Source organism: Zhongshania aliphaticivorans, from assembly GCF_902705855.1.
In the GTDB taxonomy this organism is placed as follows: domain Bacteria; phylum Pseudomonadota; class Gammaproteobacteria; order Pseudomonadales; family Spongiibacteraceae; genus Spongiibacter; species Spongiibacter aliphaticivorans_B.
Genome location: NZ_CACSIJ010000011.1, coordinates 299,006 through 317,577, shown reverse-complemented (window position 1 = coordinate 317,577; position 18,572 = coordinate 299,006). Strand labels below are relative to the sequence as shown.

At 49.1% G+C, this 18,572-nt stretch carries 18 protein-coding genes and 1 other RNA gene; 4 read left to right on the top strand and 15 right to left on the bottom strand.

What is annotated here, in order from left to right:
• Window positions 1-2 precede the first annotated feature (2 nt).
• The 13 genes from murC to rsmI form a co-directional block, all read right to left on the bottom strand.
• Window positions 3-1,421: a UDP-N-acetylmuramate--L-alanine ligase gene (murC, locus tag GVJ32_RS05945; protein WP_159239120.1), complete on the bottom strand. Its 1,419-nt coding sequence runs from the start codon at window positions 1,419-1,421 to the stop codon at window positions 3-5.
• Window positions 1,411-2,496, bottom strand: a complete 1,086-nt coding sequence (gene murG, locus GVJ32_RS05940) for an undecaprenyldiphospho-muramoylpentapeptide beta-N-acetylglucosaminyltransferase (protein WP_159239119.1) — start codon at window positions 2,494-2,496, stop codon at window positions 1,411-1,413. Before murG ends, murC begins: the two co-directional genes overlap by 11 nt.
• Window positions 2,486-3,628, bottom strand: coding sequence for a putative lipid II flippase FtsW (ftsW, locus tag GVJ32_RS05935; protein WP_159239118.1), 1,143 nt, complete (start codon window positions 3,626-3,628; stop codon window positions 2,486-2,488). Before ftsW ends, murG begins: the two co-directional genes overlap by 11 nt.
• Window positions 3,625-4,977, bottom strand: coding sequence for a UDP-N-acetylmuramoyl-L-alanine--D-glutamate ligase (gene murD, locus GVJ32_RS05930; protein WP_159239117.1), 1,353 nt, complete (start codon window positions 4,975-4,977; stop codon window positions 3,625-3,627). The genes ftsW and murD overlap by 4 nt, the downstream gene beginning before the upstream one ends.
• A 25-nt stretch (window positions 4,978-5,002) precedes the next feature.
• Window positions 5,003-6,085, bottom strand: a complete 1,083-nt coding sequence (mraY, locus tag GVJ32_RS05925) for a phospho-N-acetylmuramoyl-pentapeptide-transferase (RefSeq protein WP_159239116.1) — start codon at window positions 6,083-6,085, stop codon at window positions 5,003-5,005.
• Entirely contained in the window at window positions 6,085-7,437 is a 1,353-nt protein-coding gene (locus GVJ32_RS05920; RefSeq protein WP_159239115.1) for a UDP-N-acetylmuramoyl-tripeptide--D-alanyl-D-alanine ligase, read from the bottom strand. The genes mraY and GVJ32_RS05920 overlap by 1 nt, the downstream gene beginning before the upstream one ends.
• A gap of 8 nt (window positions 7,438-7,445) precedes the next feature.
• Window positions 7,446-8,924, bottom strand: a complete 1,479-nt coding sequence (locus GVJ32_RS05915) for a UDP-N-acetylmuramoyl-L-alanyl-D-glutamate--2,6-diaminopimelate ligase (protein ID WP_159239114.1) — start codon at window positions 8,922-8,924, stop codon at window positions 7,446-7,448.
• A complete protein-coding gene (locus GVJ32_RS05910; protein ID WP_159239113.1) occupies window positions 8,924-10,648 on the bottom strand; it encodes a peptidoglycan D,D-transpeptidase FtsI family protein in 1,725 nt (574 codons plus the stop codon). The genes GVJ32_RS05915 and GVJ32_RS05910 overlap by 1 nt, the downstream gene beginning before the upstream one ends.
• A complete protein-coding gene (gene ftsL, locus GVJ32_RS05905) occupies window positions 10,632-10,979 on the bottom strand; it encodes a cell division protein FtsL (RefSeq protein ID WP_159239112.1) in 348 nt (115 codons plus the stop codon). Before ftsL ends, GVJ32_RS05910 begins: the two co-directional genes overlap by 17 nt.
• Window positions 10,980-10,988: 9 nt before the next feature.
• A complete protein-coding gene (rsmH, locus tag GVJ32_RS05900; RefSeq protein WP_159239111.1) occupies window positions 10,989-11,930 on the bottom strand; it encodes a 16S rRNA (cytosine(1402)-N(4))-methyltransferase RsmH in 942 nt (313 codons plus the stop codon).
• Between the two features lie 14 nt (window positions 11,931-11,944).
• Complete coding sequence (mraZ, locus tag GVJ32_RS05895) at window positions 11,945-12,385, bottom strand: division/cell wall cluster transcriptional repressor MraZ (protein ID WP_159239346.1); 441 nt, start codon at window positions 12,383-12,385, stop codon at window positions 11,945-11,947.
• A 269-nt stretch (window positions 12,386-12,654) separates the two neighbouring features.
• Window positions 12,655-13,005, bottom strand: an RNA gene (gene rnpB / locus GVJ32_RS05890) — RNase P RNA component class A.
• A 48-nt stretch (window positions 13,006-13,053) separates the two neighbouring features.
• On the bottom strand, window positions 13,054-13,896 hold the full coding sequence (gene rsmI / locus GVJ32_RS05885) for a 16S rRNA (cytidine(1402)-2'-O)-methyltransferase (protein ID WP_159239110.1): 843 nt from the start codon (window positions 13,894-13,896) through the stop codon (window positions 13,054-13,056).
• A gap of 53 nt (window positions 13,897-13,949) precedes the next feature.
• Between rsmI and GVJ32_RS05880 the strand changes: the two genes are divergently transcribed.
• Genes GVJ32_RS05880 through GVJ32_RS05865 form a run of 4 tightly spaced genes read left to right on the top strand, consistent with a single transcriptional unit; the run spans window position 13,950 to window position 17,404 of the window.
• A complete protein-coding gene (locus tag GVJ32_RS05880) occupies window positions 13,950-15,866 on the top strand; it encodes a penicillin-binding protein activator (protein WP_159239109.1) in 1,917 nt (638 codons plus the stop codon).
• Window positions 15,856-16,230, top strand: a complete 375-nt coding sequence (locus GVJ32_RS05875) for a YraN family protein (protein WP_159239108.1) — start codon at window positions 15,856-15,858, stop codon at window positions 16,228-16,230. The genes GVJ32_RS05880 and GVJ32_RS05875 overlap by 11 nt, the downstream gene beginning before the upstream one ends.
• Window positions 16,227-16,835: a D-sedoheptulose-7-phosphate isomerase gene (locus tag GVJ32_RS05870; RefSeq protein ID WP_235035058.1), complete on the top strand. Its 609-nt coding sequence runs from the start codon at window positions 16,227-16,229 to the stop codon at window positions 16,833-16,835. The genes GVJ32_RS05875 and GVJ32_RS05870 overlap by 4 nt, the downstream gene beginning before the upstream one ends.
• A complete protein-coding gene (locus GVJ32_RS05865; protein ID WP_159239107.1) occupies window positions 16,832-17,404 on the top strand; it encodes a BON domain-containing protein in 573 nt (190 codons plus the stop codon). The genes GVJ32_RS05870 and GVJ32_RS05865 overlap by 4 nt, the downstream gene beginning before the upstream one ends.
• Before the next feature lie 41 nt (window positions 17,405-17,445).
• On the opposite strand, the gene GVJ32_RS05860 is transcribed toward GVJ32_RS05865, so the two are convergent.
• Window positions 17,446-17,853, bottom strand: coding sequence for a ClpXP protease specificity-enhancing factor (locus GVJ32_RS05860; protein WP_235035056.1), 408 nt, complete (start codon window positions 17,851-17,853; stop codon window positions 17,446-17,448).
• Window positions 17,854-17,871: 18 nt separating this feature from the next.
• A complete protein-coding gene (locus tag GVJ32_RS05855) occupies window positions 17,872-18,519 on the bottom strand; it encodes a glutathione S-transferase N-terminal domain-containing protein (RefSeq protein ID WP_159239106.1) in 648 nt (215 codons plus the stop codon).
• Window positions 18,520-18,572: the final 53 nt, after the last annotated feature.

The window sequence follows — 18,572 nt, the reverse complement described above, 5'->3', positions numbered from 1 at the left end:
GCCTATACCCAATCTTGAACTGACAATTGCTGCGCTAAGGCGCCTATATTTCCCGCTCCCTGGGTAAGCAATACATCACCGGGGAGTACACGAGCTTTTAATAAATCAAATGCCGCCTCAATGCTTTCTACAAACACCGGCTCAAACTTACCCTGCATACGAATACTGCGACATAAGCTGCGACTATCTGCGCCGGCAATAGGTTCTTCACCCGCCGGATAAACATCGAGTAGCAATAAACTGTCGACGGTCGACAACACCCGTACAAAATCCTCATATAAATCTTTTGTGCGACTAAATCGATGTGGCTGATACAACATCACCAAACGCCGATCTGGCCATGCTTGCCGAGCCGCAGAAATCGTCGCCGCAACTTCGGTTGGATGATGGCCATAATCATCCACCAACATGAACTCACCACCTGCGACAGCCAGTTCGCCATAACGTTGAAAACGACGACCAACACCTTGGAAATTGGTTATACCTGCGCAAATAGCCTCATCTGCTAGACCTTCGTCCGTGGCTACCGCAACCGCCGCAGTGGCATTTAAAACGTTGTGAACACCCGGCTGATGAATACACAGCGCTAACTCGCTGCCGTCTGGGCGAGTCACCACAAAGCGACTTTGCATTCCCTGCTTTTGTAGCGAATGGATGCGAAAATCCGCGTCATCACTAAAGCCGTAGGTTAAGGTCGGCCGGCCAATATCTGGCATTAATTCCCGCACTACTGGGTCGTCGATACACACCACTGCTATGCCATAGAACGGCAGGTTGTGAAGGAACTCGATAAACGTCCGCTTCAGCTTACTGAAGTCACCGTCGTAAGTTGCCATGTGGTCAGCTTCGATATTTGTAACCACTGACACCATAGGCTGCAGATGCAAAAAGGAGGCGTCACTTTCATCCGCTTCCGCCACCAAATAGCGACTTTCACCAAGCGCCGCATTCGTTCCTGCGCTGTTAACCAAACCGCCAATAACAAAAGTTGGATCCAGTCCCGCTTCCGCAAAAATCGACGTAATCAAACTAGTTGTCGTGGTTTTGCCATGCGTCCCCGCAACCGCAATACCGTGACGATAACGCATTAACTCAGCCAGCATTTCAGCGCGGCGCACAATCGGCACGCGACCGTGTCTTGCGGCAATGATCTCTGGGTTAGCGTCGTTGATAGCGCTGGAAACCACCACCACGTCTGAATCACCTATATTCTCGCCGCGATGCCCAAATGCGACCCGCGCACCCAGCTGCTGCAATCTTGCAGTGCTTGGCGACGCTTTTAAATCCGAGCCCGAAATCACATAACCAAGGTTCAGCAATACTTCGGCAATGCCGCACATACCCGCACCACCAATACCCACAAAGTGAATACGTTTAACACGGCGCATTTCTGGCACAACAAATGGATGCTTAGGCGTCATGGGCAAACTCCATGCAATAATTTGCAGCCACATCGGCAGCATCTATTTTTGCGAGCTGTCGTGCTGCCTCAGCCTTCTTCAACAAACTGCCCCGCTGCGCTTTATCGCTTTCTAACCACGCCTTTAAGCTAGTGGCAGAAAATTCTTTCTGGTCAATAATTTCGCCTGCGCCGCCATCAGTAAACCACTTGGCGTTAGCGCGCTGATGATCATCAATCGCGTGTGGCAGCGGAATTAATATCGCCGGCACGCCCGCCGCAGCCAACTCTGCCACCGTCAACGCACCAGCACGACACAGCACGATATCAGCCCAGCTATAAGCCGCCGCCATGTCATCAATAAAGGCTTCAGCCAGCACATCTATACCGGTCGCAGCATACGCTGCCTGAACCGACTGCTCATGGTCGCGGCCAGTCTGATGCCACAACAATGGCCGGTCTTCACTCGCAAACTGCTGCCAGGTGGCAACAACAACATCGTTAATAGGTTTGGCACCGAGACTGCCACCCAACACCAACACACGCAGCTGGCCGCTGCGCTCAGCCCAACGTAGCGCTGGTGCATCAACTGCCGCTATTTCACGACGAACCGGATTGCCGATGTAGCGATTGCGCTCACCACCAAGCTCGATGGGGTAGCCGGTTAGGCACAAGGTAGCTATTTTCGCCAATAGACGATTAGTCGTTCCCGCCACTGCGTTCTGTTCCTGAATCACCACCGGCACCGACAATAATTTTGCCGCCAAACCACCAGGTCCCGAAGCGTAGCCACCCATACCAACCACACAAAACGGCTTCAATTTAAGAATTAAACGCATGCTATGCAGAACCGCTAAGCCAGCTTTAGCGATGGCCAATACACGACGCAAGGGATTTTTCCCGCGTAAGCCAGCCATATTTAAGCAGTGCAATGGCAAACCAGCGGCGGGCACCAAACGCGCCTCAATACCAGCGGCAGTGCCTAGCCAATGCACAGCAACACCACGCTCCGCCAAGGCACTAGCAACCGCAAGCGCTGGAAAAACATGTCCGCCCGTGCCACCAGCCATTATTAATACGGTACGCTCAGCGGCCATCTTGCCTCCGACATTCCCGTTCAATTCGCCCAACCAAAGCCACCATCCCCATACACACCATCAAGCTGCTACCGCCGTAACTCATAAAGGGCAGAGTTAGCCCTTTGGTTGGCAGCAGCCCTGCGTTCACCCCCATATTTATAAAGGCCTGACCGCTGATCATTATCGCGACGCCGTAGGCAACATAAGCATGAAATTGCTTGCCCATAGATTCTGCGTAGCGGCCAATAAATAAAATTCGTCCGATCAGCGCAATAAATAAACCAAGAATTAACAAGGTGCCCAAAAAGCCAAATTCTTCAGCGAAAATTGCGAACACAAAGTCGGTGTGCGCCTCGGGCAAATAAAATAATTTTTGTACACTATTACCTAAGCCCACACCACTAAACTGACCGCGCCCAAATGCGATCAACGACTGTGTTAACTGATAACCGGTATTGAACTGATCGGCCCAAGGGTCTGTAAACGCCGTCAAACGTTTCATCCTGTAGGGTTCAAAAATAACCATCGCCACTGCGCCAGCAACGCAGCTAAGTATGACCAGCAAAAACTGCCCTAACTTAACGCCACCCAAAAATATCATCACAAAGGCGGTGCCCGCAGTAACAACTGTTGCACCAAAGTCCGGTTCAAGCATCAGTAATAGAGTTACGGCGAAAAGCAGTGCCATTGGCTTTACAAACCCAGACCAGCTTTGACGAACTTCATCATGGCGACGCACAAGGTAGCCGGCCAAATAAAATATGACGCACAGCTTTACAAACTCAGACGCCTGCAGGGTCAAGGGACCTAAAGAAATCCAGCGCCGACTGCCGTTCACCTCACGTCCAACCCCAGGAATCAGCACCAGCGCTAACACCACAAAACCAAATAACAGCAACAGCCAACCACTACGTTCCCACACATCAATAGGCGTGAGATACATAATGACGCTGATGATCGTCGCCAAACTAAAGTGGAATAAATAACGTTTAGCAAAGTAGAACGCATCGCCATAACGACTCGCGGCATGCTCGACTGAGGCCGAGGTCATAGCCACAAACCCAACGACTAACAATGCCACCAAAATCAACTGTAAATGGCGATCAAATAATTTTAGCTCTGCAACGCTAGTTCGGAGGTATGCCGTCATGACAAGCCTCCCGCTAACGCTGCTACCGCGCTGCTAAATTCACGACCGCGATGCTCATAGTTACTGAACATATCAAAACTTGCGCATGCTGGAGAAAGCAGTACCACATCTCCCGGCACTGCGTAATTAGCAGCCGCCTTGACCGCCGCAGCCATGCTCTCGCTAATAACAGCGGGAAGTCGAGAATCCAGCATTGCCATCATCGACGCGGCCATTTCGCCAATAAATACCGCCGCACGTCCAGTGTCAGCTAGGGCGTCCATAAGCGGTTTAAAATCTGCGCCTTTGCCGATACCGCCAGCGATCAATATTACTTTTCCTGAGCTGGCCAAACCGCGCAAAGCCGACACTGCGGCACCAACATTGGTACCCTTTGAGTCGTTGTAGTAACGTACATCGTTCACCTCTGCTACAAACTCACAGCGGTGCTCAAGACCTTTAAAGTCACAAATAGCCGTTAACATGGCTGGCAGCGGCAAACCTACCGCACTGCCCAATGCCAATGCCGCTAGGGCGTTACTCACATTGTGTGAGCCTGCAATTTTCATTGCCGCAACAGGTAATAGCGCTTCGCGTGCCAAAGCAAAATGCTGCTCATTATCTTTTTCGATCAAACCAAACGCGCGAAAATCTGAACGGCTTAGCCCGAAGCTCCACCTGATAACATTGTCAGGAATTAGCGGTGTACTCAGGGCATCATCGCGATTAATCACAACCTGCTTACAGTCTCTAAAAATTCTATGCTTTGCCTGATGATAGTTAATTAAACTTCCGTGGTGATCGAGGTGGTCTTCACTCACGTTTAATACCGTAGCAACCTCGGCACCAACCGAAGCACAACGTTCGAGCTGGAACGATGACAATTCCAACACATATAATTCGACTGTATCGCTTAATAAATCCAAGGCCGGCGTGCCCAAATTGCCACCAACTGCTACTCGGCGGCCGGCGCAAGCTGCCATTTCACCAACTAAGGTCGTAACAGTGCTTTTACCGTTAGAACCAGTGATGGCTACGATTGGCGCGCCAGCTTCACGACAGAACCATTCGATATCGCCAGATATCTCAACGCCCTGTACCTTAGCAGCGGCAATGGCTGGTTCCGCCAAAGAAATACCTGGGCTGACAACGAGCTCGGTCGCGGACAAAAACTGATCGACGGTAAATTCGCCCAAACTTAATTCGATGCTTGGAAATTCACTTCGAAATTGCTCTAGCTCCGGCGGTGCCTTGCGGCTATCTGCAACGGCAAACGACAAACCTTGCCTTGAAAAATAACGAGCGATAGAAAGCCCGGTTTTTCCCAAACCAATAACGATTCGTCTATTGTCAGATGCGATCAAACTCACGCCAACACCAATTCCATAAAAATACTCATCGTAATTTCAATGTTGCCAAACCAAACAACACCAGCATTACCGTAATAATCCAAAAACGCACAATAACTCGCGGCTCTGGCCAACCTTTCAATTCAAAATGATGATGAATTGGCGCCATACGAAAAATACGTCGCCCTGTTAACTTAAAAGAAGCTACTTGCAAAATGACCGACACGGTTTCTAGTACAAAAATGCCACCCATAATAAAAAATACAATCTCATGCCGCGTGATCACTGCGATAGTACCGAGTGCTGCACCAAGCGCTAAGGCACCAACGTCACCCATAAATACCTGTGCTGGATAGGTGTTAAACCACAAGAACCCCAACCCAGCACCAGCAAGCGCTCCGCAAATGACGATCAATTCCCCCGCGCCAGCCACATAAGGAATATGCAAATACTCAGCAAACTTTACGTTGCCGGTAAGGTAGGCAATTAAGCCTAAAGCTGCGCCAACCATCACAGTAGGAAGAATCGCCAAACCGTCTAGACCGTCAGTCAAATTAACTGCATTACTGGAGCCGACAATTACGAAATAAGTCAGCACAATGAAGAATGCCCCCATCTGCCAACTTACATTTTTAAAAAATGGAAAAAATAATTGCGTATCAACGGGACTGTCTGCGGTCACATATAAAAATATTGCGGCACCCAAACCCGCAACGCTTTGCCAGAAATACTTCCACCGAGCAGGAAGCCCCCGGGAATTACGTTGTATTACTTTACGGTAGTCATCCACCCAACCCACTGCACCAAATACTGCGGTAACCGCTAACACAGTCCACACAAATGGATTACGCAGATCTGACCACAATAAAGTACTAGTAAAAATTGCTACCAAAATAAGCGCGCCGCCCATAGTCGGAGTGCCAGACTTGCTTAAGTGGGACTTTGGCCCGTCGTCTCGAATTGATTGACCAATTTGGTAATAATTTAATTTCCTAATCATGTACGGCCCGACTAACAATGATATCGCTAAGGCCGTTAATACGCCGAGGATTCCCCGAAAACTCAAATATTGAAATACCGCAAAACCACTAATATGTTGGCTCAAGTACTCAGAGAGAAATAACAACATCAGTTAGTCCTCCCCTGTAATTCAGCAGAGAGTGCATCTACAACTTCTTCCATCGCGGCACTACGCGAACCCTTAATCAATACCGTATCCTCTGCCTTCACGAACGTATTCAATGCCAAAATCAATTCGGCTTTATTTAAGAATGCAAAACTTCTCGAACCAAATTCGTCAGCCATTAGCGAAGCAAACTCACCTACAACAAACAACGCATCTAGCCGGTTCTCACGGGCGTAGGCTGCAATTTCTCGGTGACGCAACCCAGCCTCAGGCCCTAACTCACCCATATGCCCCATAACCAAAACTCGCCGCCCCACGCACGATGACAACACATCAATTGCTGCCCGCACAGATCCTGGATTCGCGTTATAGCTGTCATCAATAAGCGTGACATCCGCCAACTCGCGCCTGAGTAAACGTCCGCTTACACCTCGCATTGACTCGAGCCCAGCGACTACATCGCTTAAGCTCACCCCCGCAGACAATGAAGCAGCAGCAGCAGCGAGCGCATTCGCCACCATATGCTTGCCTGACAAAGGCATGCATACCTTTGCACTACCGTTAAAACTGACCAGCTCAAACTGGACTTTTCCTGGCACACTTAAATCAATATCACGAGCAAACACATCGACATCCTCACGCACAAGGCTGAATAAACGTTGTCTTACGTGCTTGGCATAGCCCTGCCACAGTTCGCAATACGTGTCATCAGCGTTTATGACGGCAAGGCCATGCTGCGGCAAACTACGAAATATCTCGCCCTTGGTCTTCGCCACACCTTCCAATGATCCAAATCCGGCTATATGCGCCGGCTGCGCGTTGGTTAACACGGCAATATCTGGCTCGGCAAACTCGCACAAATATGTAATATCACCCTGCTTTGCCGCGCCCATTTCTATCACGGCAAAACGATGCTGTTCTTGAATGGATAGCAAACTTAGAGGCACACCAATTTCATTATTTAAATTGCCCTGTGTCGCGAACACCTCACCGCACTGAGCAAAAATACTCGCCAACATTTCCTTTGTGCTGGTCTTACCACTACTTCCTGTAACGGCGACAAGTGGGCCTGAAAATTGACGACGATTTTCTCGTGCGACTAGGCCCAAGGCGCGGCGACTGTCTGTGACCAACACACTCGGCAAAAGATCCGTAGGTTTAGTCACTAATGCGGCAATCGCCCCACTATTTTTGGCATTTTCGATAAATTGATTGCCGTCGAAGTTCTCACCAGAAAGTGCAACAAATAAATCATTTTTTTGTATGTTTCGAGTATCGGTTGAGACTGCGCTAAAACGCACATTCTCACCGCACAATACACCTGACGTAGTCACGACTACTTGCTGCAATGTCATTGACGAAATCACTGCGCAGCCCTCGCTGCCAAGCCAAGACGAGCGCACTGCACATCACTAAATGGCAATCGATGGCCAGCGACCTCTTGATAATTCTCATGCCCTTTCCCAGCAACCAGTACTACGTCACCAGCCTTCGCGGATCGAATAGCAGCGTTAATGGCAACATCGCGCTCAAGTTCAACTACGGGGCGAACACTCATTCCGGCGCAAATATCACTAATAATTTCCGACGCCGACTCTGACCGAGGGTTATCATTTGTAACCCAAACATAATCTGCATATTGTTCTGCAATGGCCCCCATGAGCGGGCGTTTAGATTTATCGCGATCACCACCGCAGCCCATCACACAGTAAATATTTCCGTGCGTAACAGCCCTAAGAGTTTCCAACACTTTTTGCAAGGCGTCTGGGGTATGCGCATAATCAATAACAGCCATAACGTTGTCTGGAGAACGCAAGCACTCCATACGTCCAGGCACAGGTTTAAGCATAGGAAGCGCTGTTTCAATTTTTTCTGCTGATACGCCCAAGCCAAGTAACACGGTGCTAGCAGCTAACAAATTCGATAAATTAAACGCACCAAGTAGCGATGACTGAATCTTGACCTCGCCCCATTCGCTGCACAAGCGAGCTCGAATGCCACTTATATCGCAACTTACATCTTCGGCGTAAACCTTTGCATCACTGTCAAATACGCTAAAATCGATAACATGTTTTGCTTTTGAATTTTTTAATAATTGACGACCAAATTCATCATCTCGATTAATAACTGCCAACGGTAAATCTGGCCAATTAAAGAGGCGTGACTTTTCTTCGCCGTAGGCTTCCATTGAACCGTGATAATCTAAATGATCTTGGCTTAAATTCGTAAACACCGCAGCGGTAAAGTGCAACGCCGCCACCCGATGTTGCGCCAAACCATGAGATGACACTTCCATTGCAGCCCAATTCGCACCGCCATCACGCCAATCTCTTAGCAAAGCCTGTACTGAAACTGCATCTGGTGTAGTATTTCTGCCACTATTTAAACGACCAAAACGACCACTACCTAAGGTACCTATTAATCCACAGGGCTCACCGATAGCCTCTAACAATTGCGCGACCATCCATGCGCAACTCGTTTTTCCGTTGGTTCCGGTAATCCCAATCAACTTAAGCTGCGCAGATGGCTGCCCATAAAAACGTCCAGCAATTTGACTTAGCTGGGTCGATAAGTCATCCACAACTATCACGGGTAATGACCAACGTGTGGCATCAAAAGGCGCATCTGCAATGACCGCCACCGCGCCGGCGTGAATTGCCGCATCGATATAATCTCGGCCGTCAACGACATGCCCTTTCACGGCCAAAAACACATCACCTGCATGTACATCACGGCTATTAAGCGCCAAGCCTGTAACTGGCACAGCGGCAACTTCCGGCGTTAACTCAGGTAATAAATCGCCGAGCAATCGAGGTATTGTGTAGTCTTGTTGCTCTGTCATCACGCCGCCGAGTCTCCCTTCACTTTAGGCTTAGGGTCTGCCGGCTCTAAATTATCCGGCGCGATATTCAATAAACGCAAAGCGTCTGAAACAACCTTTGAAAAAACAGGTGCAGCAACCAAGCCACCGAAGTAATCACCGTGCGGCTCATCAATTGTTACTACAGCAACAATGCGTGGATTGCTTGCGGGCGCAACGCCAGCAAACAATGCAAAATATCTATCTTTGGCGTAACCACCTGCCTCTGCTTTGTGCGAAGTACCCGTTTTACCTGCAATACGATATGCGTCGACTTGGGCGCGTGTTGCGGTACCGCCCAGCTCTGTTACTTCTTCAAGCATATCGACGACTTGGCGCGCTATTTTTGCTGAAATAACCTGTTGTTTTACCGGCTTTTCCGTACGTTTCAATAACGATACTTGTTGAAACATACCGCGATTTGCGAACACCGAGTAGGCTTGCGCCAACTGTAAATTTGTCACTGTTAAACCGTAACCGAACGCAAACGTAGCGCGCTCTATTGGCCGCCAGTTAGGACGATTTGGCAACATGCCATTACTTTCGCCGGGGAACCCTGAACCCGTTGATCTACCAAGACCGAAGCGGTTAAACACGCCCCACACGTCGTGCTCGTCTAAAGACAAGGCGATTTTTGTAGTCCCGACTTGACTCGATTTTTTTAAAACATCGGCAACTGTAATCGCGCCATAATTGCGATGATCTTCAAGACGTTTAGGGCCAACTTTTATATAACCTGGATTCGTATTAATAACGGTGTCCGGCTCGTACTTACCACTTTCCAGGCCTGCAACAATGGTCAATGGCTTAACCGTTGAACCAGGCTCGAACATATCGATTACCGCGCGATTACGCATCGCATCAGGTACCAATTGGCTACGATTATTCGGATTAAAAGACGGCTGATTTACCATCGCCAACACTTCGCCACTTTCACTATCGATAATAACAACCGAACCGGCCTTAGCGCCGGTTTTGTTGATTGCTGTTTTAAGTTCTTTATAGGCGAGATACTGTAATCGCAAATCTATACTGAGCTGGATGTCTTTGCCGGGGCTTGCCGCCTCTCCGGCATCTATCTCCCGAATAATATTTCCGTATAAATCTTTAAGTACCTGTTTTCTACCTGGCGTACCGTTAAGCCATTCGTCGTAGGCTAACTCCAAGCCTTCCTGTCCGCGATCGTCTATATCGGTAAAGCCCAGAATATGTGCGGTTACTTCGCCAGCCGGGTAGAAGCGGCGATATTCTCGCTGCAGATACACCCCAGGCACTTTCATTTGAATAACTTGCTGAGCAGCTGCGGGCGCCATATGACGGCGCAAGTACATGAACTGACTGGCGCTATATCGCTCAATGCGTCGCGACAATTCAGAGGCATTCATATCAAGGCTAGCCGCTAACCGCGCCCACTCGCCTTTAGCTTCTTTTAATTCCTGCGGGTTTGCCCATATAGACGCAACAGGTGTGCTTACTGCAAGCGGCTCACCATTACGATCAGTAATTATTCCTCGATGCGCTGGTATCACTTCTGTGCGGTTGGTACGTGCATTACCTTGACCCTGTAAAAACTCATAGCCACGGTCAACATCCAATACTTGCAAAGTCAGGGTGCGCCACACTAAAAGCAAGGCGAGCACGAGCAGCGCTCCGACGACTATACGGAAACGCCAAGGCGAAATAGGTGCATTAACCTGCTTTGCCATAGCCCCCAACCATTTTCACTTCCCGCGCTTTAGGCGCTTGCATTTTTAATTTCTGTACAGCCATATCCTGTACTCGATCAGGTGACGCCCACGTGCTTTGCTCTAGCAACAAGCGCCCCCAGTCTTCCTCAAGCAACATTGCTTCTCGCCGCAAATCTTGCAATTGACCAAATAATTTTCTACTTTTATGTGAGCTTTGAACCACAGCAATACATGAAATCAGCATCAGAAGAATAAGCAGGGGCACAGCCAAGCCACCTATCGGTGCCACTATCTCGACTTCCGCCACGTAATTCTTTTTATTTGTGCTGCGCTGCTTTTTGCCCAGCATATATTTCCCCTATGCACACTCGCCGTATGCTAGTTTTTCTGCCACTCGCATTACTGCACTGCGAGAACGAGGGTTAGCCTCTACTTCTTGATCCGTTGCTTTAATCGCCTTACCAATAATTTTTAGACGGCGATTACGCTGACTCTCTGTAACCGGAATATACGCAGGAACATCGTCCCCCTCTGACTGCCGACGCATAAACCGCTTCACCATCCGATCTTCCAAAGAGTGAAAACTAATCACCACCAAGCGGCCGCCAACTTCTAACTGGTCAACCACATTGCCAAGCAATTGTTCTAAATCTGTTAACTCGTTATTTATAAATATTCTGATTGCCTGAAAACTTCTGGTCGCTGGGTGCTTATGTTTTTCCCATGCGGGGTTTGCTTCAGTAACAATTTTTGCCAACTGCAAAGTACGGGTAATCGGTGCCTCTTCTCGCGCCGCGATAATGGCCCGAACAATCCGCTTAGCGAACCGTTCTTCGCCGTAATCTCGCAGCACCTTAACCATCTCGGCCTCGTCTGCCGTGGCAATCCACTCCGCCGCACTCATGCCACTATCGGTATCCATGCGCATATCAAGATCACCATCACGCATAAAGCTAAATCCACGCTCTGCTTGATCTAACTGCGGAGATGACACACCTAAATCCAACAAAACACCGGTAAATGGCGCAACAATATTTGCCTGTTTGGCTAAATCAGAAAGCTCTGCAAAAGAGCCTCGAGCAATACAAAACCGCGAGTCACTCGCCGCAAGCTGTTTCCCCTCTGCAATCGCCTGGGCATCCTTATCCACCCCCAACAAACTGCCATCTGACGCCAGTCGCGACAAAATTAAACGGCTATGACCGCCACGCCCAAATGTGCCGTCGACATATCGACCACTGGTATTGGTCACCAGCGCATTGACGGCCTCATCAAGCAATACTGTTAAGTGCTGTTCCACGTGTTCCACTCTCGTTAAAGGGAAAGGGACAGCATTTCTTCTGGCATATCACCCTCCCCAGCTGCACCCAGCCAATCAAACCAGCCAGACTCGCTCCAAAGCTCTAATTTTTTACCCTGACCAACAAGCAGCAATTTTTTATCTAGGTCAGCGTAATCTCGCAAGGGTTGCGAAAGCAGCACACGGCCATTGCCATCCATCTCCAGCGGTGTTGCATAACCAAGCAGCAAGCGCTGCGCAAGTCGCGCCTTACGGTGAATATTAGGGAGTGCTTCTATTTTGGGTAATAAATCTAGCCACTGCGGCTCTGGGTAGACGAGCAAGCAGCGTTCTTCGGTATGTGCGGTAATCACTAAGCGTCCGTCACACGCAGACATCAAGGCGTCGCGAATTTTGGCTGGTATCGCCAAGCGCCCCTTGCTATCCATTGTGATCGTATGACTACCCAGGAACATATTTCCCACCAAGCTCCGCTTTTAAACCGCTAAAAACCACTAAAAACCACTTTTACCCACTGAGGCACACTATAGGAACTTGCAAGCACAGGTGTCAAGCTGCGCAAGTGGGAAATAGCAGGGAATTTTCGTAAATGTGTCAGTAACTTGCGTGCAAAATCAGGGGATAAAAATGACGAGAAGCAAGCTAATTTTGATAAAACAAAGACATGAGAACCCGACTTAATGTAGAACATTAAGTGTGGGCATATTTTACTAAGAAGTGGGGAAAGTTGAGTCGGCCGATAAGCCGGGTTCTGTCTTGGACGACCATTCATCTGGGGCCTGCGTCACCGCAAGCCTCTAGCAGCCTACCCGAATCCACTGCGGGCCACAGCGCTGGATTCCTATTTGGCCTTGCTCCAGGCGGGGTTTACCATGCCACGAACTGTTGCCAGTCGCGCGGTGCGCTCTTACCGCACCATTTCAACCTTACCGGCAGCTTTCGCTACGTAGGCGGTATATTTTCTGTTGCACTTTCCGTAGGCTCGCACCTCCCAGGAGTTACCTGGCGCCTTGCCCTGCGGAGCCCGGACTTTCCTCCCAACAGTAAACTGAAGAGCGATCGCCTGGCCGACTCAACTGTAAGAATAACCAGTAGTTTGAATTTTGGCAAGCGCTATTTACGGCTAATCCTGCGCCGGAAAATCTAAACCATACTGGTAGAGCTGATTTTTTTTAAGCCCACTGATCTTTGCACAAAGTGCCGCCGCCTGCTTAAGCGGTAACTCTGCCCTCAGAATATTCAATATCTCAATCGCAGCAGTGGGGATACCTTCATCCCCCTTAAACCCTTCAATCAATAACACACACTCGCCACGCTGCTGATTGCTATCTGCGCTAACCCATTCGTGCAATTCGGCTGCGGGCAGACGCTTGACGGTCTCATAAAGCTTGGTGATCTCTCGCGCCAAAACCACAACTCGGTCACCACCCATCGCGACACTGATATCCGCCAAGCTATCTTTAATACGATGCGGCGCTTCGTAAAAGATCATTGTTCGCCGCTCGCGCTGCAGCCCCTTCAGGATGGTAAGCCTAGCATGCTGCTTCGCAGGTAAAAAACCCTCGAACATAAACCGATCCGACGGGAGACCCGCCACACTCAATGCCGCAATGACCGCACAAGCACCCGGAATAGGCACAACTTTTATGCCCTCGCGCAATGCCATATCCACAAGGCGATAGCCCGGATCAGATACCAGTGGCGTGCCGGCGTCAGAAATCAGCGCGAGACTCTTACCCTCACGCAGATGAACAAGTAATCGCTCAAGCTCAGAGCTGCTACTATGGTCATGATAAGCACAAAGCGGAGTGCGTATTTCAAAATGACTTAGCAAATTACGACTATGACGGGTATCTTCTGCGGCAATGAGCGCTACAGTTTGTAGGACCTCTATGGCTCGGGGTACCATATCCGACAAATTACCTATCGGCGTGGCAACAACATAGAGGGTGGGGGTATTATCCACAAGTAAGCCTCACTCAGTATTCCATGACCGCGCAGACTAACAACGGCGAATCAATGAAGACAAGAACTTTTATACTTATACTCATCGCCACTTTTCTGGCGAGCTGCAGCTCTACCCCTACACCACCCCCAAAGCCCAGCCAAGCCGGCGGGGAACGATACACCGTGCGCCCCCGCCCCGCCGTGGTGCAGAGCAATGAATTCAACCCCGCTACTGCTGACATCAACGCGGTTGAGCAATGGCTTAATGACGCCAAAGACATGGATCCAGAAGAATCTGCGGAGCTACTACTGCGATCCGCTGAAGTTCTACTACGGGAGGGCGAGCTAGCCCGTGCTGATGACGTAGTAGGCGAGCTAATCCCCCCCGAGCTCAACTCCGAGCAAGCTTTACGACTGGCGATTATCCGTGCACGGGTTCATCGTGGCCATGCTGAATTTGCACAGGCTCTCGCGCAGCTATCTGATCCGCTCATAGAAAGCGCTGTGCTCGAAGCTCCCGTGCGGCGACAAATGCAATATAGCCAAATCCGCGCATCATTATATGAAATAGAAGGCGATTACCTCGCCGCTGCTCGCGAAAGAATTTTTATCGACCCCATGCTCAGCCCAGGCCAACAACCCACTAACAGGGAATCTATCTGGGCGTCATTAATGCAAATACCAACCGATATGCTCGTTAAGCATATCAATAGCGCGAGCAATAAAGATTATATCGGCTGGCTTGAGCTCGCCTCGATTGCCAAAGACAATCAAAATAATATCGAGGCGCAGGTACAGCAACGCGATGCTTGGCTGCGCAACTGGCCCAGGCACCCCGCCCACGACTCTCTTCCCGGCGGCTTAGACAAGCTGAACGACTTAATTGTAGAACGCGCCGATCAGGTCGCACTTATTCTGCCAGTCACAGGGCGACTAGCCGCGTATGGCAAGGCAATTCGTGACGGATTTTTCGCTGCATATTACGAAACACTCAATCAAGGCGGCAGCGTCCCCCAAATCAATCAATACGACAGCAATGCAACTGACATTAACACTCTCTATCAGAAAGTGTTAAACAGCGGTAACAAGCTCGTCATAGGCCCCCTAGAAAAAGAAAGCCTCAGCGCCCTAGTTGCCAGTCACCCCAATTCAATGAATGTACCAACACTTGCGCTCAACCGCATCGACGGTAACAAATTCCCTAATGGGCTTTATCAATTTGGACTTAATCCAGAGGACGAAGCTGAACAAATCGCCGAGCTAGCCATGAGCAAAGGCTACACCCGCGCTCTAGTTCTCACCCCAGAAGGCTCATGGGGGCAAAAAGTTGCGGCGGCATTTACACAGCGCTGGCAAACGCTGAATGGCAAAATTGTCGCCAGCCAAACCTTCGACGCGGCCAAAAATAACTATTCCGAAAAAATAAAAAACATTCTGCAAATAGACCGCAGCCAACAGCGTCTACAACGCCTCCAGCAAATCATCGGTTTACGCCCCAGCTACGAGCCCTACCGACGCACCGATATTGACTTCATTTTCCTGCTGGCCCGCCCAAATGAAGGCCGCGCTATCAAACCGCTACTCGCTTACCATTATGCAGGCGACATTCCGGTTTATGCGACATCACATATTTATCGCGGCAGCAATTCACCCGGCAAAGACCAAGATATTAACGGCATTCGTTTTATCGATATTCCGTGGATATTCGACGATAAGTCCCAAATTCGCAAAGATATCAACGCAGGTATTCCCTCAAGCCCAGGCTATCAACGTATGTATGCCTTAGGTGTTGATAGCTTCCGGCTTCACCTGCGGCTAAAGCAGTTACGCAATGGCGCTAGCGGTCAGGTATTTGGAGAAACAGGCACCTTGACCCTAAACGACCTAGGCCAGATTGAGCGTGAACTTGCCCTCGCGGAAATTCAAGATGGTCGCGCCGTAGTGAATCCAACAGGAGCAGCAAACCAGAATCCGAGTAATGATTTTTAAGCAGCTCAGCAAGATCGACATCGGCGCCCAAGCAGAGCTGGGCGCCTGCCACTTACTAAAAAATCACAAACTCAAAATTATTCACCAAAATTATCGCTGCCGCTTTGGTGAAATTGATATTATTGCCCGCTCTGAACACCACCTCATTTTTGTCGAAGTGCGTTACAGACAAGACACCTCATTCGGCAGTGCAGCCGAAACAGTAACCCGCAAAAAGCAGCAACGGATTATCCTCACCGCGCGGCATTTTCTCGGCGGAGGGAAATACACTGAACTACCCTGTCGCTTTGATGTCATTGAAGCTAGTAGCGATAAAAGCGGTAAACTACACTTTAACTGGCTGACAAACGCATTTCAGGAGTGAAATACAAAATTACCGTGGACTATTCCGAGCAAGTTATAGATTTATTTCATCGCCACATAGAAAGCTGCATGTACACCATGGAAGCACTTGGTGACACCATTGCACGCGCAAGTGAATGCCTCGTAGAGAGCATGCTGCACGAACATAAAATCATTTGCTGTGGCGAAGGAAACAGCCGGCTTATAGCTCATCATTTAGCAACAAATTTGCTGAATAGCTTTCAACACGAGCGACCCGCCCTGCCCGCAATGATACTCAGTTCTGACGCTGCCACCGCAATAGCAGCAGATTCAAGTTACAATGACATTTACGCCAACCAAATACGCGCCTTGGGGCAGGCCGGCGACTGCCTGGTACTTTGTTATAACGGCGGCGGCTCTACTGCAACACTCAGAGCCATCCAAGCTGCACACGAAAGGAATATGAAAGTTATTTCGCTATCCAACATGAAAGGTGGCGACGCTAGCTCACTACTGCTACCAGACGACATAGAACTAACCTTTCCCGTAGATGACCGCGCCCGCGCAATAGAAATGCAGCTTATTGCGGTGCATAGCATCTGTGAATTAATAGACACTCAATTATTTGGGACATCTCACGCATGAACAAACCACTACGCCTCAGCCTTTCGTTGGCACTAATTATTTCACTAAGTGCCTGTACTCAAATAATTACCGCCACAACAGATGAGCCAATAGCAGATGATCCTGGCAGCCGTAGCTTGGGCAGCTATGTAGACGATGAAATTATCGAAACAAAAGTAATCGTCAACATCAACAAAACCGATCCAGCACTTAAATCATCCCGCATCAGCGCCACCAGCCATAACGGTATTGTGCTGCTGACTGGAAACACCCCAGACGACCGCCTACGCCAAATTGCGGGTGAGGTAGCCAGTAACGTCAAGAAAGTTCGCAAAGTTCACAATGAGCTTGCTAGCGGTGCAGATGTGAGCATGTTAGCTCGCAGCAATGATGCGTGGATTAGCACTAAAGTGAAAAGCCGTTTATCACTCAATGAGCAATTAGACGCATCTAAAATTAAAGTGGTAACTGAAAACGGCATTGTTTACTTGATGGGCCTAGTATCTAAAGCCGAGTCTGACACCGCCGCAACCATCGTTAGCGAAACTAGCGGCGTGCAAAAAGTGGTCAGAGTTTTTGAATACTATTGAGAATAAAGATTTGCCGCCGAAGGCGACAAATCTTTGAAGTCTTACTTAACGACTTTTAAAGTAGGCTTAGATTTGGAAGGTAGCTTACTCAGTGTTGCCGATGGCCGCGGCCCCGCAGGCGGTGGCGGCGCTGGCTCTTCGGCATCAAACAACATACCTTGGCCGTTCTCTTTTGCATAAACACCTAAGACCGCACCAACCGGCGCACTAACCTCTTGCGATACACCACCAAAGCGGCCACTAAAGCTGATGGTATCGTTACCGACATTTAAGCTCATCACCGCCGATGGCGATATATTCAATACAATCTGACCATCTTGCACATACTGCTGAGGCACATAAACACCGTCCAGCAAAGCATCTACCAATATATAAGGGGTGCAGCTGTTATCCAACACCCACTCATAAATTGCTCTGATCATATAAGGACGACTAGAGGTCATTGCCATACAAATTCTGCCAGTGGCTTAAGCTACCGACGCCTCACTGCGTAATTCACGTTCTTTCTCTGTCAAACTTTCTTGGAAAGCTGGACGCTCAAATAAACGCTCCATATAGTCAAACAAAGGCTTTGACTGACGGGTCTGAGGAATAACAACACCCAACTGAGGTAAGCGCCACAAAATAGGAGCTAAACAGCAATCAACTAGAGTAAATTCTTCACTCATGAAGAAGGGCTTTTCATCAAAAATCGGCGCCACAGTTAACAAACTATCGCGTAATTCCTTACGCGCTTTTTCAGCATTTTTTTGATTTGTACCGGCAAGTAACTCATCGACCAAGCGACACCAATCGCGCTCAATACGATAAATATATTGACGACTTTCACCACGTGCAACCAGATAAACAGGCAGCAACGGTGGGTGCGGAAAACGCTCATCCAAATATTCCATCATGACCTTAGATTCATACAAGGCCAAATCGCGATCTACTAAGGTAGGCAAGGAATTATAAGGATTTAATTCGGCGACCTCTTCCGGCAAATTGTCCGGCTTCACATCGACGATATCAACAGTCACGCCTTTTTCGGCCAATACAATTCTCACCCGATGACAGTAATGACTTGCTGCGTCGGAAAAGAAAGTCATGGTAGAACGCTTGGCTACAACGCCCATTGATCTCACCTCAAATTAGAAAACTAAAACAACAAACGGGCAGCTCCATATAG

What these genes read in the sequence shown, in the direction of transcription:
- murC (WP_159239120.1), bottom strand. Translation starts at nt 1,421, where the DNA reads ATGACGCCTAAGCATCCATTTGTTGTGCCAGAAATGCGCCGTGTTAAA.
- murG (WP_159239119.1), bottom strand. Translation starts at nt 2,496, where the DNA reads ATGGCCGCTGAGCGTACCGTATTAATAATGGCTGGTGGCACGGGCGGA.
- ftsW (WP_159239118.1), bottom strand. Translation starts at nt 3,628, where the DNA reads ATGACGGCATACCTCCGAACTAGCGTTGCAGAGCTAAAATTATTTGAT.
- mraY (WP_159239116.1), bottom strand. Translation starts at nt 6,085, where the DNA reads ATGTTGTTATTTCTCTCTGAGTACTTGAGCCAACATATTAGTGGTTTT.
- GVJ32_RS05920 (WP_159239115.1), bottom strand. Translation starts at nt 7,437, where the DNA reads ATGACATTGCAGCAAGTAGTCGTGACTACGTCAGGTGTATTGTGCGGT.
- GVJ32_RS05915 (WP_159239114.1), bottom strand. Translation starts at nt 8,924, where the DNA reads ATGACAGAGCAACAAGACTACACAATACCTCGATTGCTCGGCGATTTA.
- GVJ32_RS05910 (WP_159239113.1), bottom strand. Translation starts at nt 10,648, where the DNA reads ATGGCAAAGCAGGTTAATGCACCTATTTCGCCTTGGCGTTTCCGTATA.
- ftsL (WP_159239112.1), bottom strand. Translation starts at nt 10,979, where the DNA reads ATGCTGGGCAAAAAGCAGCGCAGCACAAATAAAAAGAATTACGTGGCG.
- mraZ (WP_159239346.1), bottom strand. Translation starts at nt 12,385, where the DNA reads ATGTTCCTGGGTAGTCATACGATCACAATGGATAGCAAGGGGCGCTTG.
- GVJ32_RS05880 (WP_159239109.1), top strand. Translation starts at nt 13,950, where the DNA reads ATGAAGACAAGAACTTTTATACTTATACTCATCGCCACTTTTCTGGCG.
- GVJ32_RS05875 (WP_159239108.1), top strand. Translation starts at nt 15,856, where the DNA reads ATGATTTTTAAGCAGCTCAGCAAGATCGACATCGGCGCCCAAGCAGAG.
- GVJ32_RS05865 (WP_159239107.1), top strand. Translation starts at nt 16,832, where the DNA reads ATGAACAAACCACTACGCCTCAGCCTTTCGTTGGCACTAATTATTTCA.
- GVJ32_RS05860 (WP_235035056.1), bottom strand. Translation starts at nt 17,853, where the DNA reads ATGGCAATGACCTCTAGTCGTCCTTATATGATCAGAGCAATTTATGAG.
- GVJ32_RS05855 (WP_159239106.1), bottom strand. Translation starts at nt 18,519, where the DNA reads ATGGGCGTTGTAGCCAAGCGTTCTACCATGACTTTCTTTTCCGACGCA.